Below are 22,807 nucleotides of genomic sequence, written 5' to 3' on the forward strand. Positions count from 1 at the left end.
CCGTCAGACTGTGCCCCCGAACCGGATTCCGGTTCGGGGGCACAGTCGTCTCTGTATCCGGAGGTCGAGACCGTGGTTTCCCGGTCGTCCTCGGGTACGAATCGTGCGACTTTTTCGTGCCGATCACCTGCGGAAATCGCGAACTTTCGGAGATCGTTACCCAGCGATGCGTCGCGCGCCACAGTAACGTGACTCTTCGCGGATCCGTCAGGATCGTGCCTGCGAGGTGCGCATCCTCCTGGATCGTCTCGAGATGACGAAGGGGACACGACAGTGACGTCTACGACGATCGGACGAAATAGGGCTGCGAAGGCCGTGGCCGTGATGATGGGGGCGGTGGTGGCGGCGGGCTTCGCTGCCGGCTGTACCCGAACCGACAGCGCGAGCGACGAACCCACGCTCGAGAAGCTCCAGAGCGACGGCAAGGTGACCGTCGGCTTCGCGGGCGAAGCCCCGTACAGCTTCGAGGAGAACGGTGAGCTGACCGGCGCCACCGTGGCACTGCATCGCGAGATCTTCGGGGAACTCGACGTTCCCGAGGTCGAAGGCGTCAACGCGGACTTCGGCGCCCTCATTCCGGGCCTGCAGGCCGGCCGATTCGACGTCGTGAGTGCCGGCATGTCGATCCTCCCCGAGAGGTGCGAGCAGGCACTCTTTTCCGAGCCGGAGTTCAACTACACGACCGCACTCATGGTGCCGACCGGCAATCCGGCGAATCTCTCGGACATGCAGTCGATCCAGGAGTCCGGCGTGCGCATGGCGGCGATGACCGGCGCCATCGAGTCCGACTACGCGCGCGAACTCGGCATCGACACGCTCGAGGTCTCGACGCCGCAGGACGGCATGGACGCCGTCGTCAACGGCCGCGCCGACGTCTTCGCGCTGACCGGCATCTCGTTGAACTGGATGAAACAGAACAATCCCGATGTCCCGGTCGACGTGACGCCGTCGTTCGTCGCCGAGATCGACGGGGTCCCGCAGGTCGGTGCCGGTGGAACGGTCTTCCGCCAGGGTGACGAGGAACTGCGCGACGCCTACAACGAGAAGCTGCGCGAGATCACCTCCGATCCCGAGCGTTACCTCGAGATCGTGGGGCCGTTCGGCTTCACCGAGGCGGAGCTGCCGGATCCGAATCTGACGACGGCGCAGCTCTGCGAAGGCGTTCCGAGCTGATCGGGAGCTGACGCTTGAACGAGAACTTCGAGGCCTTCCTGGATGCGTGGCCGCGCATCCAGGAGGGAATCCTCGTCACCCTCGAGCTCACGCTCGGTGGAGCATTCTTCGCCCTCGTCGTCGCGCTGGTACTCGGCCTCTCGGCGCGTGCACACAACATCGTCGTGCGCGGAGCGGCTCGCGTCGTCATCGAGTTTTTCCGCGGTACTTCGCTTCTGGTGCAGCTGTTCTGGCTGTTCTACGTCGTGCCGCTCATGGGATTCATCATCGACCCGTTGGTGTGCGGAATCGCGGCCCTCGCACTGAACTACGGCGCGTACGGCGCCGAAGTGGTTCGAGGAGCGATCAATTCGGTTCCGCAGCCGCAGTGGGAGGCAGCGACCGCGCTGAACTTCAGTCCGTGGCAGAAGATGCGCCGCGTCGTCTTCCCGCAGGCGTGGGCGGAGATGATCCCGCCGCTGACGAATCTGCTCATCCAGTTGCTCAAGGGCACCGCACTCGCGAGTTACATCCTGTTGCAGGACCTCACCTTCCAGATCGACAACCTCCGAAGGACCACAGGTGACACGCTGTTCGCATTCGGCGTCGGGCTCGTCATCTACTTCGTCATCGGATACGTGCTGACGCTCGTGATGAACCTCGTGGAGGTTCGTGCGAAGAACCGGATCGGTGCAGGACCGACGCTGCGGGAAGTGTTCCGGCTCGCGCCGTCCGATCCACGCGGCAAGGTCGGTGATCCGGCATGAACGTCCAGTGGAGTTGGGAACGGGCGGCCGACGCGCTCCCCGTTCTCCTCGAAGGTTTCCGGATCACGCTCATCGCGACGGTCCTGGGCTTCCTGATCGCGGCCGTGCTCGGTCTCGTGATCGCGATCATCCGTCATTCGTTCCCGAAGTGGATCAGCGCGCCCGTGCGCGCGGTCACCGAGTTCATCCGCCTCACACCGCTCGTCGTGCAGCTGCTGTTCGTGTACTACACGTTCTCGAGTTTCTCGGCGTTGCAGATCGGTGTCGTGGTCATCGGTATCCACTACTCGACGTACATGGCCGAGGTCTATCGCGCCGGTATCGAGGCGGTCCCGCGCGGACAGTGGGAAGCCGCCCGGGCGTTGTCGCTCCCGCCCGCCAGGACGTGGCGCGCGATCATCCTGCCGCAGGCGATTCGCCGCGTCGTCCCCGCACTGGGCAACTACGCGGTCTCGCTGTTCAAGGACACGCCCTTCCTCTTCGCGATCAGCGTCGTGGAGATGGTCACGGCAGCCCAGCAGTTCGGCGCACGCAACTTCCAGTACCTGGAACCGTTGACGCTCGCCGGCATCATCTTCCTGGTGGCGAGCTACCCGACGTCACTGCTCATCAGACGATTGGAGAAGCGTCTTGCCGCCTGAGACACCGATGATCCGGTTCGACAAGGTCGTCAAGCAGTTCGGTGATCACGTCGTTCTCGATCATCTCGACTTCGAGGTCGCGCGGGGTGACCGCGTGACGTTGATCGGGCCGAGTGGGTCGGGGAAGACGACGATTCTGAGACTGCTCATGACGCTCGAAAAGGTGAACGACGGCGTCGTGTGGGTCGAGGGTGAGCCGCTGTCGCACCAGCGCAAGGGTGAGCGGCTCGTTCCCGCTTCGGAGAAGTACCTGCGGACGATGCGCAAGCGCATCGGCATGGTGTTCCAGCAGTTCAATCTGTTTCCGAACATGACCGTCGTGGAGAACATCACCGAGGCGCCGATCCACGTGCTCGGGCAGAGCAAGGAGAGCGCGGTTCGTCGCGCACGCGAGTTGCTCGAGCTCGTGGGCCTCGCCGAGAAGGAGAACGCCCATCCGAATCAGCTGTCGGGTGGCCAGCAGCAGCGCGTCGCGATCGCGCGTGCCCTTGCGATGGACCCGGACATCCTGCTGCTCGACGAGGTGACCTCCGCGCTCGACCCCGAACTCGTCGCCGACGTGCTCGACGTGCTGCGGCAGATCGCGCGCGACACCGACATCACGATGCTCATCGTGACGCACGAGATGAAGTTCGCGAAGGACGTCTCCAATCGCGTCCTGATGTTCGACAAGGGCAAGATCGTCGAGGAGGGAACGCCGGAACAGATCTTCACGGCCCCCGAGCACGAGCGGACCAGCAGGTTCCTCAAGGCGGTCCTCGCGGCCGAATAGAAGACGATCTTCACGGCCACCAGCGGCCCCGAACCACCCGGTTCGGGGCCGCTGCTCGTCGGGCCGGTGTGCCCGGACGACACGGGCGAGCGTATAAATACATCTTGTGTCTATGTTGCATTCCGACCGCGGATCGGCCGCCGAGTAGGTGTACGGCGACGTCAAGGAGCGCATCCTCGTGGGCGACCTGCCGGGCGGCGAACTCATCAGCGAAGGCGAGGTGGCGACCCGAATCGGCGTCAGCCGCACGCCCGTGCGCGAGGCGTTCCTGCGGCTCGAGGCCGAGGGATGGATGCGGCTCTACCCCAAGCGCGGCGCGCTCGTCGTCCCGATCCCGGAGGGCGAGGCCGCGAACATCGTGGACGCGCGCCGGCTCGTCGAGTCGCACGCCGTCACCACGCTCGCCGGCGATCCGCAGCTGCGCGCGCACGTGCTCGCGCAGCTGCACGAGAACTTGGAGCGTCAGCACGAACTCGCCCGTCACGGCGACGTCGCGGCCTTCAGCGCGGCGGACGCCGACTTCCACACCGCCATCGTCGGCGGCTCCAACCCGCTGCTGCGCGCCTTCTACATTGGACTTCGGGAGCGGCAGCGGCGGATGACGGCGCGTTCGCTCGCGCGTGATCCCGAGCAGCTCCCGCGCATCATCGACGATCACACCCGGCTGTTCACGCTGGTCGAGACGGCCGACGCCGACGGTTTCGACGACGCACTGCGGATCCACATGGAGCAGGTGCACGCACTGCGTCCGCCCGCGCGCGGCGTCCAGGACGGGGGTGCGCGATGAGCACGACGACCTCGCGGCAGGGCCCCGATGCACCGGCAGCCCCTGTGGGCACGCGGGCGTGGCTCGCGGTCGCGGCGACGATGTTCGTCGTCGCGTGGGGCGGCAACGAGTTCACGCCGCTGCTCGTGATGTACCGCGAGGACCACGGCTTCTCGCCCGTCGTGGTGGACGTCTTCCTGTTCGCCTACGTCCTCGGCATCGTGCCCGGTCTGCTGCTGGGCGGCCCGCTGTCCGATCGGATCGGGCGCAGGCCCGTCCTGATCCCCGCGCCGTTCCTCACGATCGCCGGATCGATCGTCCTCGCGGCGGGCGCCGATTCGGCCGCGCTCATCGTCGCCGGCCGCATTCTGTGCGGTGTGGCGCTGGGCCTCGGCATGGCGGTGGGCGGCAGCTGGATCGCCGAACTCTCCCGCATGGACCCGACGATCCCGCCGGGCGCCCCGGCCCGCCGGGCCGCGATGAGCCTCACCGCGGGTTTCGCGCTCGGAGCCGGCGTCGCGGGCGTTCTCGCGCAGTGGGCGCCGTGGCCGAGCGGACTCTCGTACAGCGTGCACATCCTGCTGTCGGTCGCGGCGGTCGCCGCTGTCACCCGTGTTCCGGAGACCCGGGCCGCGCGACGCGACCGTGGTCCGCTGCGTGACGACCTGCGCATCCCCGCGGCGGGCCACCGCCGGTTCGTGTTCGTCGTCGCCCCGCTCGCACCGTGGGTGTTCGGGTCGGCCGCTGCGGCGTACGCGGTGCTGCCCGCCGTCATGACGTCGCGCACCGAGCTGCCGCTCGCGTTCTCCGCACTCATGTGCGTCGTCGGGCTCGGTGCGGGCTTCCTCATCCAGTCCCTCGGCCGGCGTATCGACGATCCGCGCAACTCACGCGGTGTGCTCGTCGCGTTGCTCTTCGTGATCGCCGGAATGGTCGCCGCGGCGATCGCGGCGACCGTCCTCACCGTCCCGGTCGCGATCGTGGCGTCGATCGTGCTGGGCTGCGGGTACGGCATGGCGCTCGTGTCGGGACTGCAGGAGGTGCAGCGCATAGCCGGACCGGACGACCTCGCGGGCCTCACCGCCGTCTTCTACTCGCTGACGTACCTCGGCTTCGCGACGCCCGCGATCATGGCGTCGCTGTCGGAGACGTTCGCGCCCGTCACCTACCCGGTGATGTTCGGGTTCGGTGCGATCGCCGCAGCGGTGTGCCTCGTGCTCGTCGTCGTGAAGTGGACGGCGCACCTGCCGCAGCGCGGCGATCAGGCGAAGCGGGTCTCGGGCAGCGGCGCGGCGTAGAGCCACCGGTCGAACAGGCCTCGCAGCGACGCGTCGCCCGCGCGGACCGCGAGGTCGACGAACTGCTCGGTCGTCACGAGGCCGTAGCGGTGCTCGTCGGTCCATCGGCGCAACAGGGCGAAGAACGCGTCGTCGCCGAGTTCGCGGCGCAGTGCGTGCAGTGTGAGCGCCCCACGCTTGTAGACGCGGTCGTCGAACATCGACGCGGGACCGGGGTCGCCGACGACGATCGTGCGCGGTGTGCGTTCGAGTCCTTCGTACGCGCGTTGCGCGTGGATCGCGGCGTCCGCGCGGCCCGAGTTCTCGGACCACAACCACTCGGCGTAGCAGGCGAAACCCTCGTGCAGCCAGATGTCGCGCCAGCGTCGCGCGGTGAGGCTGTTGCCGAACCACTGGTGCGCGAGTTCGTGCGCGACGAGCCGCTCGGACCTGCCGGAACCGTCGCAGTGATTGGCGCCGAAGACCGACAGCGTCTGCGCCTCGACGGGAATCTCGAGGTCGTCGTCCGTCACGACGACGGAGTACAGCGGGAACGGGTAGGGCCCGAAGAGCGTCTCGAACACCTGCATCATCTCGCGCTGGCGCGCGAAGTCGTGCTCGAAGCCCGCGCGCAACCGCGCCGGGACGTACGCGTCGATCGGGACCGGCTTGGTCGCGACACCGATGCGGTCGTAGTAGCCGATCTGCAGCGTCGCGAGATAGGTCGACATCGGTTCGGGCTGGTCGTACACCCACGTCGTGCGGCTCGCGCGCGTCCGTCGCTCGGTGAGGGTGCCGTTCGCGACGGCGGTGTAGGGCGAGTCGGTCGTGATCGCGATCCGGTAGGCGGCCTTCGCGCTCGGGTGGTCGTCGCACGGGAACCACGACGCCGCGCCGTTGGGCTGGCTCGCGACGATCACGCCTTCGGTGAGTTCCTCGAATCCGACCTGCCCCCAATCGGATCGGAGCGGAGCCGGGGATCCGCCGTACCGCACGACGAACACGACGGCGGCGCCGGACGCGAACTCGCGACCGGCGGTGAGGGTGAGCTTGCCGCCGCGGTGGGTGTACTTGACCTTGCCCGCGCCGGCGATCGAGACCTTCGTGACGTCGAGTCGGTCGGCGAGGTCGAGCGAGAAACTGTTGCGCGCCTGCGTCGTCACGGCCGTGACGGTCGCGGTGGCCTCGAGCCGGTTGCTCGACACCTTGTACGTCAGGTCGAGGTCGTAGCGCGAGACGCGGTAGCCGCGGTTGCCGTTCTGCGGCAGGTACGAGTCGATCGGCTCGTCGGCGGTTTTCTTCACGACGCGCCACCCCAGGGAGCGATGGGATTGCCCTGCCATCGGGTCGACGGGGGCACCGCGTCGCCGCGCATCACGAGCGATGCGGGACCCACCGTCGCGCCGTCGCCGAGGCTCGATGCGGGCAGTGCGACGCAGTGCGGCCCGAGGGTCGCACCGGCGCCGACGGTGACGGTGTCCATGGCCATGATCCGATCATGAAACAGGTGGGTCTGCACGACGCATCCGCGTTCGACGGTCGCGCCGTCGCCGAGCGTCACGAGGTCGGCTTCGGGCAGCCAGTACGACTCGCACCACACGCCGCGTCCGATGCGGGCGCCGAGGCAGCGCAGCCACACCGACAGGGCGGGCGTGCCGGCCGCGAACCGGGCGAACCAGGGAGCCGCGACCGTCTCGACGAAGGCGTCGGCGACCTCGTTGCGCCACACGAACGAACTCCACAGCGCGTGTTCCTCGGTACCGATACGGCCGACGAGCAGCCACTTCGCGGCGGCCGACACCGCGGCAGCGACGACCCCCGCGAGCAGCAGCACGACACCGCCAGTGACGACCGCGAACCAGACGCCGACGGCGAGAGCACGCGCGAGCGTCAGGACGACGGCGAGGCCGATGCCGAAGGTCGCGAACGCAGCGAACAGGCGGCACGTCTCGACGGCACCGCGCGCGACCGCGAGCCGGCGCGGCGGCTCGTACGTGCGTGAGACGTCGGCGGATTCGGGGGCGCGCCGCAAGCGCACCGGTGGGCTGCCGAGCCACGACGAGCCCGACTTCGCCTTGGACGGCGCGGCGGAGAGGACGGCGACGAGGCCGTACTTGGGGACGCGGCGGCCCGGCGCCGTCATCCCGGAGTTGCCGAGGAAGGCGCGCTTGCCGACCTTCGCGCGCTCGATCCGCAGCCATCCGCCGCCGAGTTCGTAGCCGGCGATCATCGTGTCGTCGGCGAGGAACGCGCCGTCGGCGACCGTCGTGAACTTCGGCAGCAGTAGCACCGTCGACGCCTCCACACCGCGACCGACCTTCGCGCCGAGCAACCGGAGCCAGACGGGCGTGAGCAGTCCCGCGTACAACGGGAACAGGAAGGTGCGTGCCGAGTCCATGAGACGTTCGGTCGCCCACACCTGCCATCCGACGCGGCTGCGGACGGGGTGGAAGCCCTCGCTCAGCCTGAGCGAGAGTGCGCGTACGCACACGAGTGTCGCGAGCGCGAACACCGCGAGCGCGAGCAGGGAGCCGGGGATCAGTGCCGCGAACGCGCGGCCGAGGGCGGCGGGGAAGGTCTCGGCGCCGCTCATCGCCCAGGCGACCACGGCGAAGCCGCTCGCGAGCGCGAGGACGGGCAGGCCCGCGAGTGCGATCGCGCTCGCCCCGTACACCGCGACCCACCAGCGGGCACGCGGCGGCGGATCGGACGGCCAGGCCCTGCTCGCCTTGCCCACCTTCGCCGCGGGCGAACCGGCCCAGTGCTGCTCCGCCTTGACCTTGCCGAACACCGCCGAGCCCGCCGCGACGTGCGCGCGCTTGCCGATCCGTGCGCCCGGCGCGAGCGTCGATCGCGCACCGACCGTCGCGCCCGCACCGATCCTGATCGGGCCGATGTGCACGACGTCGCCGTCGATCCAGTGCCCGGACAGGTCGACCTCGGGCTCGACGGAGCATCCGCGGCCGAGTTCGAGCATTCCCGTCACGGGCGGGAGGCTGTGCAGGTCGACCCCGCCCTCCACGCGTGCTCCGAGCGCCCGCGCGAAGTAGACCATCCACGGCGCACCCGAGAGATTCGTCGCGCCGCTCGCGTCGACGACGTTCTGCGCGGCCCACAGCCGAAGGTGAACGCTGCCGCCACGCGGGTAGGTCCCGGGTTTCAGGCCACGCAGGAGCGTGCGGGCCGCGAGCGCGGCCACGGCCATGCGCCCGGGTGGTGCCACGAAGACGAGGAAGCCGATCGCCACGATCCACCACGACACCGGCTCGACCCACGGGACGTCGGTGAACCACGAGAGGACACCGACGCCCGCGGCGACCCACGTCGTCCACTGCAGCGCCGCGAGCGTCGCGATGGGGATCCCCGCGAGGAGCTGGACGATCTGTGCGCGGCGCGGGGTCGGCACGACGGTGCGTTCCTCGACCTGCGCCGTGGGTGCGAGGTCGTCGAGGAAACGCGCGAGGGCGCCGAGCCGGGGGTGCTCGTAGAGATCGGCGACCGTGATCTGCGGGTGGCGGGTGCGCAGTGTGGCGACGAGTTGTGCCGCCGCGAGCGAGCCGCCGCCGAGTTCGAAGAAGTCGTCGCGTTCGCCGGTGACCTGCGCGCCGAGGACGTCGGACCATTGCCGCGCAACCCATTCCGCGGTGTCCGACAGACCGAGCTGCTCGACGGACGAGTCGTCGCTACCGGGAAGCGGCCACGGCAGGGCGTCACGATCGACCTTGCCCGACGTGCGCGTCGGGAGTTCCTCGACGACGGCGATCCTCGGGACGAGCGCTGCGGGAAGACGCTCGGCGAGTCGGCGATGCGCGGCGTGCAGGTCGACGGTGCCGTCCGCGCTCACGACGTACCCGACGAGGACACGGCTGCCCGTCGCGGTGCGACGGACGGCGACGGCACCGCCGCTGACTCCCGGCAGGTGCTGGAGCGCGGCGTCGATCTCGCCGAGTTCGATGCGCCTGCCGCCGAGCTTGATCTGGTCGTCCGCACGGCCCTGGAAGATCAGGCCGGTGGTCTCGAGGCGCACGAGGTCGCCGCTGCGGTACGCGCGGTCCCAGCCGAGAGTGGGCATGGGAGCGTACTTCTCGGCATCCTTCGCGGGGTCGAGATACCGCGCGAGACCGACACCGCCGATGACGAGTTCGCCGACCTCGCCGACGGCCACCGGGGTGTCGTCGGGCGCGACGACCGCGAGATCCCAGCCGTCGAGGGGGAGTCCGATCGAGACCGGTGAGACGCCGTCGAGCCGCGCCCCGCACGCGACGACGGTGGCCTCGGTGGGGCCGTACGTGTTCCACACCTCGCGGTCGGGAGTCACGAGCCGCTCGCCGAGCTCGGGCGGGCACGCCTCGCCGCCGAAGATCAGCAGTCGTACGCCGTCCAGCGCGTCGACGGGCCACAGCGACGCGAGCGTCGGGACGGTGGAGACCGCCGTGATGTCGCGGGCGACGAGCCACGGCCCGAGATCGACCCCGCTGCGGACGAGCGACCGCGGCGCGGGGACGAGGCACGCGCCCGAACGCCAGGCGAGCCACATCTCTTCGCACGACGCGTCGAACGCGACGGAGAGGCCGGCGAGGACCCGGTCACCGGGGCCGAGCGGGGCATCGGCGAGAAACATGCGCGCCTCGGCGTCGACGAAGGCTGCGGCGTTGCGATGCGTCACCGCAACACCTTTCGGCAGTCCGGTGGATCCCGACGTGAAGATGATCCACGCGTCGTCGCCGGGTTCGGGTGCCCGCGTGGCGGAACCGGACGCCGTGACGGCGGCAGTGGGTGCGATGCCGTCGGCCGTCGCGATCGCGGCGACGCCGGCCTCGCCGAAGACGGTGCGCGCGCGCTCGTCCGGATCGTCGGCGTCGACGGGAACGTACGCGGCTCCCGCCGAGAGCACCGAGAGGATCGTGACGTAGAGCCGGTACGAGCCGGAGGGCATGCGCACGCCGACACGATCGCCCGCGCCGACGCCTGCGGCTTCGAGCGAGCGCACCCCGAGTTCGATCTCGTCGAGCAGTTCGGAGTAGGTGAGCGTGACGGCGCCGTCGTCGATCGCCGTCGTGTCGGGGAACCGTGCGGCGGTCTCGGCGAGGATGTCGACGAGTGTCCGCGGGGGCGGTGCTGCGCTCGACCGCAGCATCGTCTCGGGAATCGGCGGCGACGGTGATGCCGGGGTGTTCCCCGACGGGGTGTCGTGCGGCTCGTTGTCGACGCTCACGTGCAGTTCTGTCCTTCACTCGGTGTGTCTCCCCGGTCATTGTTCCCCGGCCGGGGCACGGAATCGCGATGGTGTGGCGAATTCGTGGCACGCGTCGTGGGTGTTGACACCGGGCGAGACGTCTGTCAGTCTCGATCGCAGGTCACGAGTACCAGCATCAAGCCCCGGCTCGCTGGTCGGCAACCCTCCTCCGCGGTGGGGTGCTCCGGGTGACGACCTGGCCGTAGTCCGACCGGACACGGCAAGCGCGGACTCCTCACGGAATCCCGGCACCACACGATCGTCGCGTGCGCGTCCCGCCGCGCCCCGGTGGTCCGCTGTTGCCGGGTCCTCCCGGAGTCCCCCGGCTGGAGGGATTCTCCGATGACGACACTGCTCGATCACACCAGGCTCGATGGCGCCGGACTCGATCACACCGCCCATCGCTCGGAATGCGCACGGCACGAGACGATTCCGCCGCTCGCCGAGGTGGTGCGCGCCTGCGCCCCGGTTCCCGGCGGGGAGCGGCCCTACGTCGACTTCGACTGCGCGGCCAGTGCTCCTGCGACGGTCGCGGTCACGCGGCGCATCACCGAACTGCTGCCCACCTACGCGAGCGTCCACCGCGGCGCCGGCCACCCCTCTGCGGTCTCGACCGAGGCGTACGAATCCGCACGGCGGACGGTCGCGGAGTTCGTGGGAGCGAGGCCCGGCGACGTCGTCGTGTTCACCCGCAACACGACGGACGCGCTGAACCTGCTCGCCGGGTGCGTCCCCGGTGAGGTCGTCCTGCTCGACATCGAGCATCACGCGAACCTGCTGGCATGGCGGAACTCTCGCGTCGTGCCGGCGGCGGACACCGTCGACGAGACCGTACGCCGCGTGGTGGCGGAGCTGTGCTCGCGTCCCACGGCGTTGCTCGCGGTGACCGGCGCGTCCAACGTCACGGGCGAGACGGTGCCCATCGAACGACTGGCCGACGTCGCGCACCGGCTCGGCGCTCGGATCGCCGTCGACGCGGCACAACTCGCGCCGCATCGCGCACTCGACATCGCCGCGAGCGGCGTCGACTACGTCGCCTTCTCGGGGCACAAGCTGTACGCGCCGTTCGGTGCGGGTGCGCTCGTCGGGCGGCGGGACTGGCTCGACGCCGCGCCGCCGCATCTCGCCGGCGGGGGAGCGACGCGAGATGTGCAGGTGGACGGCACGTCCGGTGCGCCCTCGATCCGTACGACCTGGCAGCCCTCACCGGCACGCCACGAGGGTGGGACGCCGAACCTGCTGGGCTCGGCCGCACTCGCCGCCGCATGCGAGGAACTGTCCGGCATCGGGTTCGACGCGATCCGCGAGCACGAGACGAGGCTGTGCGAACGGTTGCTCCACGGGCTGCGCCGCATCGACGGCGTCCGGGTGCACCGGCTGTGGCACGACGCCCCCGACACCGTGGGAATCGCGACGTTCACCGTCGACGGCGCGGCCCCGCGCGCTGTCGCGGAACACCTTTCGGAGCAGCACGCGGTGGGGGTGCGCGACGGCCGATTCTGCGCGCACCCGCTGCTCGACCGGCTCGGTCTGCAGGGCGGCGCTGTCCGCGCGAGCCTCGGCCTGGGCACGTCCTCCGACGACGTCGACGCCCTCCTCGACGCGGTGGCCGATTTCGTCGCCACCCGTCGAGGTCGGCGAGGCTAGTATGTCCGGCATGGCGACACCGCACCTCGACGCACGCAGCCGTTGGTACTGGCTGCACGTCGACCTGTGCCGCACCTCCTCGGGGTGCTGTCGGCGCTGACCGCCCGTTCGGTCCCTTCCCCTCACGCGCCCGCTGTCCTGCGCGTGAGTGGCCCCCGTACACCCGAGGAGTCTCCCCATGTCCCCGACATCTCTGCAGCGCCGTACCGCAACGACCGTCCGGCGACGATCGACCGTTCACCTCGCCGTCCACGTGCGCGGCGACGGCCACCATCCCGGTGCGCCGGCGTCGGCCCGGGCCGGCGCACTGGACACGTGGGTCGATCTCACGTCCCCCGCCGACGATCCGCTCGACCCGACCGCACAGCCGCCGCACCTCGTCCGGGTGCGGGCGACCGACCTGCGCGACGCGCGGGAGCAGTACGTGCGGCTGCGATCCGACGGGTCCGCCGCGGCGTTGCTCGACGTCGAGGTGCTGCTGGCGGACGACGCTCGCAGTGCCCGGGCACGACTGGCCGAGCTCGAGGGCATCGTGGCGACGCGGCCGACGACGGTGCGTTACGTCGGGACGCCCCTCGGGCTCGCGGGCCTGATCTCGGACATCGGATCCGCGGGCGTCGCGGACGGCGTGACGCTCCAGCCGCTCGCGGCGGAGGGTTCGCTCACCCGCATCGCACGCGGCACCGTGCCCTGGCTGGCCGCACACGGGCTCGTGGCCGATCACGGCGCCGTGGCGCGCGCCGCCGCGCTCGCCGGCATCGATCCGGCGGTCGCGGCGGTGTGATCCGGCCGGGCTACAGCTCTTCGGGCCGGTGGTAGGCGCCGCGGTGATAGAGCAGCGGCGCGGTGTCGTCGGCGTCCGGCTCGGCGTGGATGCTCAGCACTCGCGCGATCACGAGCGTGTGATCACCGATGTCGATCCGCTGATCGATCCGGACCCGCATCCACGTCGGCGCACCGAGGACGTGCGGCTCGCCCGAGTCGAGCGTCTCCCACATCGCGGTGTCGGCGAACCGTTCGCTCGCGGCCCGCGAGAACCGCGTCGCGACGGCCCGCTGGTGCTCGCCCAGCAGGTGGACGACCATCGTGTCGGCCTGCTGGGCGGCCGCGTAGGACGATGACGTGCGCGCGATGTTGAACGACACGAGCGGCGGATCGAGCGAGAGCGACGCGAACGACGTCGCGGTGAAGCCGACGGGACCGTCCGGCGAGGACATCGTCACGACGGTCACCCCGGCAGGGTGGCGTCCCAATGCGTCCCGGTACTCCGCGGGAGCGACCCCGGGAACGTCCGTGCGCTGCTCACGCGCCGTCACGGCAACCTCCACGTCGATGACGAATAGCTCGACCTCCGACGGTACGTCACCGCCCGGCGCCGTGGCGTGCGCGGTCAGTCGACGTCGATCGCGAGGCCAGCGGTGATCCGCACCAGTTCGCGGAACGACGTGCGGAACACGGTGTCGGGATGCCCTGCGGCGGCCCACAATTCGGGATAGTCGGCGAGTGCGTTGTCGATGTAGGTCGGCAGATCGGTCGGGTGACCGACGGGCGCGACACCCCCCACGGGTTGCGCGGTGACCTCACGCACGAGGTCGAGTGGCGCGCGGGTGAGCGAGCCCCGCAGCCGAGTGCCGGTGTGCTCGAGTTCGACCTGGTGGCGGCCCGACACGAGCAGGATCACGGGATCGTCGTCGAGCAGGAAGACGAGCGACTTCGTGATCGCGCCCACATCGACGCCGAGCGCCTCCGCCGCCTGCGCGGCGGTGCGGGTCGACTCGGACTGCGTGACGATCACGCCGTGGTGGCCGCGCGAGATGAGCGTCGCCGCCACGTGGGCGGCGTTGCGGTGCAGGTGCCGAGTCATGCGAACAGGGTAGAAGGCTACTGCCGGGTACGCCCGCGAGGCGTGCGGCGTGACGCACCGCACGCGAATTGTCCTGGGGTGCGCCGCTGAAATACCGTGGTCGGCGTGACCAGTTCGGTGCAGCCCGACCCGGCGGGCCGGGTTCCGCGCCCACCGCGAGACGAGGTCCGTCGTCGACTGCTCGACGCGTCCGCCGACGAATTCGCCGCCCGCGGCTTCCGCGGTGCGCGACTCACCGAGGTCGCGGCACGGGCGGGTTTCACGAAGGGCGCCGTCTACTCGAACTTCGAGTCGAAGCACGTGCTGTTCGGCGAACTCGTCGCGCGACGCTCGCTCGATCTCGCCGAGCACGTCCTCGCGGAGATCGCGGGAATGCGGCCCCGTGCCGCGGCGCAGCGCGCGGGCCACCTCGTCGCGACGGCCGTCACCGGCGACGACGGCTGGCCGCTGCTCGTCGTGGAGTTCGCCGTGCTCGCGGCGCGCGACGAGGCCGTCGCCGCGGAGTATCGGCGGCAGCGTCGCGACATACGGTCGCGGCTGGTCGATCTCGTCGCGGATCGAGCGCGCGAATGGGGTGTCGGCGACGACATCGACGCCGCCGCAACGGTGCTCTCGCTCACCGCGCTCGTGTCGGGGCTCGTCGTCGAGCATGCGACCGATCCCGAACGGATCGACCGCGACGCGGTCGCGGCCTCGGTGACGGAGTTCGTCACCGGTGCCGTCGCGGGTGCAGCGTCACGCGAGAAGCGCTGACTCCGAGTCGATCTCGGCGAGGAAGGCGTCGATCTCCGCGTAGGTCGTCGCCGCGGAGGTGCCACCCGCGACGATGCCGAGGTGGCTGCCCGGGACGTCCACGTAGCGCACGTCCGCTCCCGTCAGCACGTCGCACGCGCGCCGTGCCGAAGCAGCAGGTGCGATGACGTCGGTCTCGCTGCCCACCACGAGGACGCGCGTCGTCACGTCGGCGAGTGAGACGGTGCCCGAGCCGAGCTCGAATTCTCCTCGTGCCAGGCGATTCTCGAGGATCAGCTGCCGGCACATCTGCTCGAACACCCGCGCCGGATAGCCCGGCATCGCGGCCATGAACCGGTCGATCGTCTCCATGTGCGAGAGGCTGTGTTCGTCGTGGAGGTTGCGCAGGACGAACCACGGCCGGGTGAGTTCACGGCGCAGCGCCGTGAAGCGGTAGCTCGCCTGGACGAGCGGGGCGGGGAAGCGGCCCACCGCGTTGGTTGCCGTCGTGAGCGGGCGCTCGGTGGTCACACGCCCGACGAGGCGCAGTGGCGCGATCGTCGGGATCTCGCGGTAGTCGATCGGTGTGCCCAGCGCCGCGATCGACGAGATCGGGAGATCGGGGTGGGCAGCGGCGGTGAGCAGGGAGAGGGTGCCGCCGAGGCTCCAGCCGAGGACGTCCACCTCGGCGTCCCCGGACAGCGCGGAGACGGTCTCGATCGCGTCGGGGACGATGTCGTTCACCCAGTGCTCGAACCCCAGATCGCGGTCACGAGAAGTGATCTCGCCGAAGTCGAGCGCATGGACGCGATGCCCGGCCGCGACGAGATGCTCCGCGAGCGACTGACCGGGACGGAGGTCGTAGCATGTCGCAGGAACGGCGAACGGCGGGACGAGCAGGATCGTGCGGCCGCTCTCGCCGTCGCCGAAGCGATACAGATCGCGGTGCTCGCCGGGCCGGACGAGAGTCGACGGAGTCCGTGCCGGTTCCCCCATGCCACCGCCGAGCGACAGCCGCCATGCGTTGTGCGCCATCGCCGCCAGCCGCACTCCCACCCCGTTCACACGCGACCTCCGTCGTCTCGGTATTCGGCGAACATGTGTTACCGGAATATACAGACACCGTGTTGCGCCCCCGCCACGTGATCGCGCGGCACCGGAAGTTCACCTGTTCTTCCCCGTACGCGTCCGCGGGGTCGGCGCACCCTCATTACGCTCCGGCGTGTGCTCGAACTCGAACTGCGGGTCTTCGGCGGAGCGTGCGGCATCGCCGTCGTCGCCGCGCTGGTGGCCGCGCTCGCCACCGGCGAGCCGAGATACGCCGGGCTCGCGGTCGCTGCCGCCGTCGCGGGCGGGCTCGCCGCGTGGGTCTCGGGCGGATCGGGCCGGGCGAGCAGAACGGGCGCCGGCGGACTCGGGCTGCTGATGGCAGGAGCGATCGTCGCGTTCACGCCGCTCCTCGGGTGGAGCCTCGGGCCGGGAGTCGCCATGATGATGGTGGGGGCCGTCGTGTTCCTCGCCGGTCTCGACCGGGTCACCCGTCCGGCGGGGTGAACGGTCGCAGCGCAGCCGCGGTGGTTACGCTCGGAGGATGACCGACAACCAGGCGACGGCCGACCAGCAGTGGCAGGCGTTCACCGTCGAACGCGCCGACGGTGTGGCACGCGTGACGCTCACCGGCCCCGGCAAGGGCAATGCCATGGGCCCCGACTTCTGGGACGAGCTCCCGCGGGTGTTCGCCGAGCTCGACGCCGATCCCGAGGTGCGTGCGGTGGTCCTGGCCGGTTCGGGACGCAACTTCTCCTACGGCCTCGACCTGCCCGCGATGAGCGGCGGCTTCGGTCCCGTGCTCGCCGACAAGGCGCAGGCCGGGCCGCGCACCGATTTCCATGCGCTCATCAAGCGCATGCAGTCGGGCGTCAACGCCGTCGCGGACTGCAGCAAGCCCGTCGTCGCCGCGATCCAGGGCTGGTGCATCGGCGGCGGCGTCGACCTGATCTCCGCCGCGGACGTGCGCTACGCGAGTGCCGACGCGAAGTTCTCGATCCGTGAGGTGAAGGTCGCGATCGTCGCCGACATGGGCAGCTTCGCGCGGCTCCCCGCGATCATCGGCGACGGTCACCTGCGGGAGCTCGCACTCACCGGCAAGGACATCGACGCCGCCCGCGCCGAGAAGATCGGCCTCGTGAACGACGTGTTCGAGGACGCGGACGCCGTCCTCGCCGCGGCGCACGAGACGGCGACGCAGATCGCGCAGAACCCGCCGCTCGTCGTCCAGGGCATCAAGGACGTGCTCGATCACTCGCGCTCGGCCGCCGTGAACGACAGCCTGCGCTACGTCGCCGCGTGGAACTCGGCCTTCCTCCCGTCGGAGGATCTCACCGAGGCGATCACCGCGGTCTTCCAGAAGCGTCCCCCGGAGTTCAAGGGCCGCTGACGCCACGTCGGCCACGTGAGCCGCGGCCGACGTCAGATCCGCCGCATCACCGACACGACCTTGCCGAGCACCACGGCCTCGTCGCCGTCGATGACGTCGTAGGCGGGGTTACGGGGTTCGAGGTACACGTGGCCGCCTCGCCGGCGCAGCACCTTCACGGTCGCCTCGCCGTCGATCATGGCGGCCACGATCTCGCCGGAATGAGCCTCGTGCTGACGCCGCACCACGACGGTGTCGCCGTCGCAGATCGCCGCGTCGACCATCGAATCGCCGCGAACCCGCAGCGCGAAGACGGTGCCGGAGCCGACGAGTTCACGTGGCAACGAGAGCATCTCGTCCGCGTGCTCCTCGGCGAGGATCGGTGCGCCGGCGGCGATGTCGCCGACGACCGGAACCGTCACCGTGTTCGCCGCCGCACGCCCCGGCGCCGCGCCGGCGAGGAACGGCCGGACGTCGAGCTGTCGCGTCATCGCAGTGCCACGGCGCAGAAATCCCTTGTCCTCGAGCATCTTCAGATGCTTCGACACGGACGACGTCGAGCGCAGGCCCACGGCGTCGGCGATCTCGCGCGTGCTGGGCGGGCAGCCCCGCGAGTCCGCCCAGTCGCGGATCGTCACCAGGATCCGCTGCTGGCGGGGCGGCAGGGTGGAGGCGTCGAGGCCACCGAACATGTCGAGATCGTCGTCACCGGTCACGCGGCGCATCGTATCGGGGTCGGCCGACCGCACCTGACGGCCCGGAACCCCCGAACACGGCGACGGCCTCCGATCATGTGATCGAAGGCCGTCGCCGAAGCAGGTGGTGTCAGTCGCCCTCGACCGACGTCTCGTGACGCGCGACCGCCTCGGAGATGGTGCGCTCGGCATCGGCGCGGCCGACCCAGTCGGAGCCGTCGACGTGCTTGTTCGGCTCGAGGTCCTTGTAGTGGACGAAGAAGTGCTCGATCGCGTCCAGGTCGAACTTCGAGACGTCGCCGATGTCCTGCACCGAATCCCAGCGCGGATCGCCCGCGGGAACGCACAGCACCTTGTCGTCGCCGCCGGCCTCGTCGGTCATCTTGAACATGCCGACCGGGCGTGCCTCGACGATGACGCCGGGGAAGACCGACTCGGGGAGGAGCACCATCGCGTCCAGCGGATCGCCGTCCTCGCCGAGGGTGCCCTCGATGTAGCCGTAGTCGGCGGGGTAGCCGAACGCCGTGTACAGGTAGCGGTCGAGCTTGACGCGGCCGGTCACGTGATCGACCTCGTACTTGTTCCGCTGACCCTTCGGGATCTCGATGGTGACCTCGAACTCCACGTCGTTTCCTCGCTCCGTGCTGCAGGGGGTGATGATTCGACAGAAGGATATCCGTTCGCCGCTAGTGTTGTGGTCACCCGGTGCGGCGCAGCCGCCGACCAATGGGTGCGCAGGTAGTCGGGGAAGGGTGGGCGAACGTGTCGGGCGAGTCGGGCAAGAAGAGCGGCAACCTGGCCGCGCGGCGGCATCGTTCGACAGTGATCGGCCTCTCGGCCGCCGTCGTCATCGTCCTGGTGTGCGCGGTCGTGGCGGCGGTCATCGTCGTGCGATCCGGCCCCGGCGACCCGATCGTCGCGGCTCCGCCCGCGGCCGTGACGGCGGACCCGGGTGTGCAGCCGGTGCCCGAGGACACCGCGCCGCCGTCGCGTGAGGCGCTCGCCGCCGCTCTCGCCCCCGTGGTCGCGAACCCCGCGCTCGGGACGCTGACCGGCGTCGTGAGCGATGCCGAGACCGGCGAGATCCTCTGGAGCCAGGGCGAATCGCAGCCGATGATTCCCGCGTCGACGACCAAACTGCTCACCGCCGCCGCGGCGCTGCTCACCCTCGAACTCGACTCCCGCGTCGAGACGACCGTGGTCGCCGGTGCGGAGCCCGGGTCGATCGTCCTCGTCGGTACGGGTGATCCCACCATCACGTCGCTCCCACCGGACCGGGACGGCTACTACCCCGGTGCGGCGCACCTGACGGACGTGGTCGAGCAGATCCGCGCGTCCGGCACGGAGGTGACGTCGGTCGCCGTGGACACCAGCCGCTACACCGGATCGCCGATGGCGCAGGGCTGGCTGCCGGAGGACGTCGGCGCCGGGTTCATCACACCGACCGAACCGGTCATGATCGACGGCGGCCGCGCCGACCCCGCCGTCGACGCCTCGCCACGCAGCCCGGCACCGGCGCTCGACGCCGCGAAGGCCCTGGCGAGCGCCCTCGGCGTCCCGCCCGAGTCGGTGGGGACCGGGACCGCTCCCGACGGTGCCCAGGTGCTCGCGACGGTGCAGTCCGCGCCGTTGCGCGACCGGCTGCTGCAGATGATGGAACACTCGGACAACGTGCTCGCAGAGTCCATCGGACGGGAGGTCGCGATGCACACGGGACGACCCGCGTCGTTCGACGGCGCCACCGACGCCGTGCTGGGCGCGCTCGCCGATGCCGGCCTCGACACCGGCGGTGCCGTTCTCCACGACACGAGCGGGCTCTCCGTCGACAACCGGCTCTCGGCCGGGCTGCTCGACGCCGTGCTCACCGAGGCCGTGGGCGACGACCTGCCCGCATTGCGCCCGATGCTCGACTACCTGCCCGTCGCGGGTGCCACGGGCAGCCTCTCGGAGCGGTACGCGACCGACGGCCGCGTCGGAGCCGGGTGGGTGCGCGCCAAGACGGGCACGCTGTCGGAGGCGAGCGGGCTCGCCGGCTACGTCGTCGACAGCAGCACACGCGTCCTCGCGTTCGCGCTGATGTCGAACGGCACCTCGCCCGACGTGAGCAGGCCCGCACTCGACGCCGTCGCGGCGACACTGCGCACGTGTGGCTGCGAGTAGCGGCACGAAGGAGGCGGACAGCGCATGACCGAAGGCGCCGAAACGGCGATCGACAGCGCCACGCGTGGCGAGAACGCCCTGGCGGGCGCCGTCGACTGGGGGCTCGCGGACCGTGTCGGGCGACGGCTCGCCCGGCCGGGACCTGCGATGTCGCAGTACACGCGCGACGCCGTGCACCGCGAACTCGCGACGGCGGCCGAACGCGCCGAAGGCCCCGTCCGCGACGTGACCGCACTCGCCGACGACCGCCCAGTCCCTGCCGCGCGCGTGCTCGAGCGCGCGGACTGGATCGGAGAGGCGACGCAGTCGATGTCCCGGCTCACGGGCGGCGGCGACACGTCCGGCCTGGTCGCGGGCAAGCCCGCGGGCCTGCAGATGGGTGCCGCACTCGCGTATCTGTCCTCGGCGATACTCGGCCAGTACGACCCGTTCTCGGGTGACGACGGCACGCTGCTGCTCATCGCGCCGAACGTCGTCTCCGTCGAGCGTGCGTTGCGGGTGCGGCCGAGCGACTTCCGGATGTGGGTGTGCCTGCACGAGGTGACCCACCGGGTGCAGTTCTCGTCCGCACCGTGGCTCGCCGGCTACATGCAGGAGAGCGTCGACCTCCTCGCGGGCGAGGACGAGGAGTCGATCACGGACGCCGCGTCGCGGATCGTGACGGCGGTGCGCTCCAGGGGCGAGACGAGCGAGGAAGGGGCGCCCGGCGGCGTCCTGGGGGTGCTGCGTGCTACGCAGCCACCCGCGCAGCGCGCTGCGCTCGATCGCCTGCTCGTCCTCGGCACTCTTCTGGAAGGGCACGCCGATCACGTCATGGACGCCGTCGGCCCGGCCGTCGTCCCCACCGTCGCGACGATCCGCGGTGCGTTCGATCGCCGCCGCGCCCGCCGCGGCGACCCGCTCCAGCGCCTCGTGCGCGCCCTGCTCGGCCTCGACGCGAAGATGGCGCAGTACGTGCGCGGCAAGGCCTTCGTCGACGCCGTCGTCGGCAGGGTCGGGATGGCCGAGTTCAACACGATCTGGACCGACGCCGACACGCTGCCGACTCTCGCCGAGATCGAGCGGCCCGAGGCGTGGATCGCCCGCGTGCTCGCGTGACGGTCTCGCGCGGGCCGCTACCCGAGACCGCCGCGATCCTCGAGCTCCGGCGCGCCGTACGGGGGTGGCTCGCGGAGCGAGGTGCGGACGAGGTGGCCGTCGCGCTGTCGGGTGGTGCCGACTCGCTCGCCCTGTGTGTGGCGGCCGTCGCGGAGGCCGGCGCGGTGCGCGCGATCGTCGTCGATCACCGGCTGCAGCCGGGCTCGGACGAGGTCGCCGAGGCCGCGGCCGGCGCCGCACGCACGCTCGGCGTCGCGGACGCCGTGGTCGTGGCCGTCGACGCGCGCAGCGGCACCGGCGGTCCCGAGGCGGCGGCGCGCGCGGCGCGGTATCGCGCGCTCGACGAACACCGCGGCAACGCCCCGGTCCTGCTCGCGCACACCCTCGACGACCAGGCCGAGACGATGCTGCTCGGACTCGCGCGCGGCTCCGGCGGCCGGTCGATCCAGGGGATGCGCGCGTGGGACGCGCCGTGGGGCAGGCCGCTGCTCGGCGTCCGGCGCGCGACGACTCGCGCGGCGTGCACCGATCTCGGACTGTCCCCGCACGAGGACCCTCACAACAGCGATCCCGCGTTCACGCGCGTCCGGGTCCGGCGCGACGTGCTGCCGGTGCTCGAGGCCGCGCTCGGGACGCACGTCCCGATCGCACTCGCGAGGACGGCGGCCCAACTCCAGGACGACGGCGATGCACTCGACGCCGTCGCGGCCGCGACGGCCGACCGGGTGCTCGGGCACGAGGACCTCGACGCCACCCTGCTGGCGCCCGAGCCCGCGGCGATACGCCGCCGCGTCCTGCGGACGTGGCTCGTGCGCGAAGGCGCGACGGCGCCCACCGACACCCAGCTGCGGGCGGTCGACGCCCTCGTCGCCGACTGGCGCGGGCAGGGCCCCGTCGCCGTCGGCGGTGGCCGCCCGGACGCGAGGTTGGTCGTGATCCGCCGCCGTGGGAAGCTGATGATCGGACAGGACGACCGACGAAGGGTTTGACGGCGTGTACGAGGCCGACATCGCATCCGTGCTCATCTCGGAAGACGACATCCGTCGCCGAACCTCGGAGCTGGCGGAGGAGGTCGCCGCACGCTATCCCGAGGGCGGCCCCGACGGAGACCTGCTGCTGATCGGCGTCCTCAAGGGCGCGATCTTCTTCATGACGGACTTCGCGCGGGCACTGCCCATTCCGGCGCAGATGGAGTTCATGGCCGTCAGCTCGTACGGCTCGTCCACGTCGTCGTCGGGAGTCGTGCGGATCCTCAAGGACCTCGACAAGGACATCGAGGGCCGTCACGTCCTCATCGTCGAGGACATCATCGACTCGGGCCTGACCCTGTCGTGGCTCATCCGCAACCTCGAGACCCGCAACCCGGCGTCGCTCGACGTCGTGACGCTGCTGCGCAAGCCCGAGGCGACGAAGGTCGAGATCGACGTCGAGTACATCGGCTTCGACATTCCCAACGAGTTCGTCGTCGGTTACGGCCTCGACTACGCCGAGCGCTATCGCGACCTGCCGTACATCGGCACGCTCGATCCGTCCGTCTACGGCGGCTGATCGCCCGCGGGGCGGGGCCGGCTCCACTACCGTGAG

At 70.6% G+C, this 22,807-nt stretch carries 22 protein-coding genes and 1 riboswitch; of the genes, 15 read left to right on the plus strand and 7 right to left on the minus strand.

Annotated elements, in window-relative coordinates:
- Nucleotides 1-324 precede the first annotated feature (324 nt).
- The 6 genes from ehuB (at nucleotide 325) to RR1_RS18980 (ending at nucleotide 5,396) form a co-directional block, all read left to right on the plus strand.
- Nucleotides 325-1,173 (plus strand): ectoine/hydroxyectoine ABC transporter substrate-binding protein EhuB, encoded by an 849-nt coding sequence (gene ehuB / locus RR1_RS18955; protein WP_051111002.1) that lies wholly within the window; start codon nucleotides 325-327, stop codon nucleotides 1,171-1,173.
- 14 nt (nucleotides 1,174-1,187) lie between these two features.
- Complete coding sequence (gene ehuC / locus RR1_RS18960; protein WP_010836454.1) at nucleotides 1,188-1,919, plus strand: ectoine/hydroxyectoine ABC transporter permease subunit EhuC; 732 nt, start codon at nucleotides 1,188-1,190, stop codon at nucleotides 1,917-1,919.
- Nucleotides 1,916-2,560, plus strand: coding sequence for an ectoine/hydroxyectoine ABC transporter permease subunit EhuD (gene ehuD, locus RR1_RS18965; protein ID WP_010836453.1), 645 nt, complete (start codon nucleotides 1,916-1,918; stop codon nucleotides 2,558-2,560). Before ehuC ends, ehuD begins: the two co-directional genes overlap by 4 nt.
- Nucleotides 2,561-2,567: 7 nt before the next feature.
- The gene (ehuA, locus tag RR1_RS18970) at nucleotides 2,568-3,332 is read left to right on the plus strand and encodes an ectoine/hydroxyectoine ABC transporter ATP-binding protein EhuA (RefSeq protein WP_010836452.1); all 765 of its coding nucleotides are present in this window, start codon (nucleotides 2,568-2,570) and stop codon (nucleotides 3,330-3,332) included.
- Between the two features lie 148 nt (nucleotides 3,333-3,480).
- Nucleotides 3,481-4,119, plus strand: a complete 639-nt coding sequence (locus RR1_RS18975; protein ID WP_010836451.1) for a GntR family transcriptional regulator — start codon at nucleotides 3,481-3,483, stop codon at nucleotides 4,117-4,119.
- Nucleotides 4,116-5,396 (plus strand): MFS transporter, encoded by a 1,281-nt coding sequence (locus RR1_RS18980; protein WP_051110999.1) that lies wholly within the window; start codon nucleotides 4,116-4,118, stop codon nucleotides 5,394-5,396. Before RR1_RS18975 ends, RR1_RS18980 begins: the two co-directional genes overlap by 4 nt.
- Here RR1_RS18980 and RR1_RS18985 read toward each other — a convergent pair.
- A complete protein-coding gene (locus tag RR1_RS18985) occupies nucleotides 5,360-6,718 on the minus strand; it encodes a M1 family metallopeptidase (RefSeq protein ID WP_051110998.1) in 1,359 nt (452 codons plus the stop codon). The two genes, RR1_RS18980 and RR1_RS18985, sit on opposite strands and share 37 nt — an antisense overlap.
- The gene (locus RR1_RS18990) at nucleotides 6,676-10,512 is read right to left on the minus strand and encodes a Pls/PosA family non-ribosomal peptide synthetase (RefSeq protein ID WP_051111001.1); all 3,837 of its coding nucleotides are present in this window, start codon (nucleotides 10,510-10,512) and stop codon (nucleotides 6,676-6,678) included. Before RR1_RS18990 ends, RR1_RS18985 begins: the two co-directional genes overlap by 43 nt.
- A gap of 218 nt (nucleotides 10,513-10,730) precedes the next feature.
- A riboswitch (SAM riboswitch) is annotated at nucleotides 10,731-10,844 on the plus strand.
- Nucleotides 10,845-10,953: 109 nt separating this feature from the next.
- Between RR1_RS18990 and RR1_RS18995 the strand changes: the two genes are divergently transcribed.
- Nucleotides 10,954-12,258, plus strand: coding sequence for an aminotransferase class V-fold PLP-dependent enzyme (locus RR1_RS18995; RefSeq protein ID WP_010836447.1), 1,305 nt, complete (start codon nucleotides 10,954-10,956; stop codon nucleotides 12,256-12,258).
- Nucleotides 12,259-12,436: 178 nt separating this feature from the next.
- Entirely contained in the window at nucleotides 12,437-13,042 is a 606-nt protein-coding gene (locus RR1_RS19000; RefSeq protein WP_010836445.1) for a hypothetical protein, read from the plus strand.
- 10 nt (nucleotides 13,043-13,052) lie between these two features.
- Here the strand turns inward: RR1_RS19000 and RR1_RS19005 are convergent, their stop codons facing one another.
- Together RR1_RS19005 and RR1_RS19010 are read right to left on the minus strand one after the other, a co-directional pair.
- Complete coding sequence (locus RR1_RS19005; RefSeq protein ID WP_010836444.1) at nucleotides 13,053-13,586, minus strand: flavin reductase family protein; 534 nt, start codon at nucleotides 13,584-13,586, stop codon at nucleotides 13,053-13,055.
- A gap of 62 nt (nucleotides 13,587-13,648) precedes the next feature.
- The gene (locus tag RR1_RS19010; protein WP_010836443.1) at nucleotides 13,649-14,122 is read right to left on the minus strand and encodes a YbaK/EbsC family protein; all 474 of its coding nucleotides are present in this window, start codon (nucleotides 14,120-14,122) and stop codon (nucleotides 13,649-13,651) included.
- A 105-nt stretch (nucleotides 14,123-14,227) separates the two neighbouring features.
- Here RR1_RS19010 and RR1_RS19015 point away from each other — a divergent pair, with 105 nt between their 5' ends.
- Nucleotides 14,228-14,875 (plus strand): TetR/AcrR family transcriptional regulator, encoded by a 648-nt coding sequence (locus RR1_RS19015; protein WP_040772093.1) that lies wholly within the window; start codon nucleotides 14,228-14,230, stop codon nucleotides 14,873-14,875.
- Here the strand turns inward: RR1_RS19015 and RR1_RS19020 are convergent.
- On the minus strand, nucleotides 14,858-15,919 hold the full coding sequence (locus RR1_RS19020) for an alpha/beta fold hydrolase (RefSeq protein WP_010836441.1): 1,062 nt from the start codon (nucleotides 15,917-15,919) through the stop codon (nucleotides 14,858-14,860). The genes RR1_RS19015 and RR1_RS19020 overlap by 18 nt on opposite strands.
- A 159-nt stretch (nucleotides 15,920-16,078) precedes the next feature.
- Here RR1_RS19020 and RR1_RS22405 point away from each other — a divergent pair, with 159 nt between their 5' ends.
- Nucleotides 16,079-16,408 carry a hypothetical protein gene (locus tag RR1_RS22405; RefSeq protein WP_010836440.1) on the plus strand — a complete coding sequence of 110 codons (330 nt, stop codon included), beginning with the start codon at nucleotides 16,079-16,081 and terminating at the stop codon, nucleotides 16,406-16,408.
- A gap of 37 nt (nucleotides 16,409-16,445) precedes the next feature.
- Nucleotides 16,446-17,291 carry a crotonase/enoyl-CoA hydratase family protein gene (locus tag RR1_RS19030; protein WP_010836439.1) on the plus strand — a complete coding sequence of 282 codons (846 nt, stop codon included), beginning with the start codon at nucleotides 16,446-16,448 and terminating at the stop codon, nucleotides 17,289-17,291.
- Between the two features lie 32 nt (nucleotides 17,292-17,323).
- Here RR1_RS19030 and lexA read toward each other — a convergent pair whose 3' ends face one another.
- Together lexA and RR1_RS19040 are read right to left on the minus strand one after the other, a co-directional pair.
- Nucleotides 17,324-17,995, minus strand: coding sequence for a transcriptional repressor LexA (gene lexA, locus RR1_RS19035; RefSeq protein WP_238558901.1), 672 nt, complete (start codon nucleotides 17,993-17,995; stop codon nucleotides 17,324-17,326).
- A gap of 100 nt (nucleotides 17,996-18,095) precedes the next feature.
- Nucleotides 18,096-18,590 (minus strand): inorganic diphosphatase, encoded by a 495-nt coding sequence (locus RR1_RS19040; RefSeq protein WP_010836437.1) that lies wholly within the window; start codon nucleotides 18,588-18,590, stop codon nucleotides 18,096-18,098.
- A gap of 101 nt (nucleotides 18,591-18,691) precedes the next feature.
- Between RR1_RS19040 and dacB the strand changes: the two genes are divergently transcribed.
- The 4 genes from dacB to hpt are packed head-to-tail and all read left to right on the plus strand — an operon-like array spanning nucleotide 18,692 to nucleotide 22,771.
- A complete protein-coding gene (dacB, locus tag RR1_RS19045) occupies nucleotides 18,692-20,125 on the plus strand; it encodes a D-alanyl-D-alanine carboxypeptidase/D-alanyl-D-alanine endopeptidase (RefSeq protein ID WP_010836436.1) in 1,434 nt (477 codons plus the stop codon).
- 24 nt (nucleotides 20,126-20,149) lie between these two features.
- Nucleotides 20,150-21,223: an Rv3626c family coenzyme F420 biosynthesis-associated protein gene (locus RR1_RS19050; protein WP_010836435.1), complete on the plus strand. Its 1,074-nt coding sequence runs from the start codon at nucleotides 20,150-20,152 to the stop codon at nucleotides 21,221-21,223.
- Nucleotides 21,220-22,212 (plus strand): tRNA lysidine(34) synthetase TilS, encoded by a 993-nt coding sequence (gene tilS, locus RR1_RS19055; RefSeq protein WP_010836434.1) that lies wholly within the window; start codon nucleotides 21,220-21,222, stop codon nucleotides 22,210-22,212. The genes RR1_RS19050 and tilS overlap by 4 nt, the downstream gene beginning before the upstream one ends.
- Before the next feature lie 4 nt (nucleotides 22,213-22,216).
- Nucleotides 22,217-22,771 carry a hypoxanthine phosphoribosyltransferase gene (gene hpt / locus RR1_RS19060; protein ID WP_010836433.1) on the plus strand — a complete coding sequence of 185 codons (555 nt, stop codon included), beginning with the start codon at nucleotides 22,217-22,219 and terminating at the stop codon, nucleotides 22,769-22,771.
- The last annotated feature ends 36 nt before the right edge of the window (nucleotides 22,772-22,807 follow it).

It is taken from the genome of Rhodococcus rhodnii NBRC 100604 (genome assembly GCF_001894925.1).
Lineage (GTDB): Bacteria > Actinomycetota > Actinomycetes > Mycobacteriales > Mycobacteriaceae > Rhodococcus_F > Rhodococcus_F rhodnii.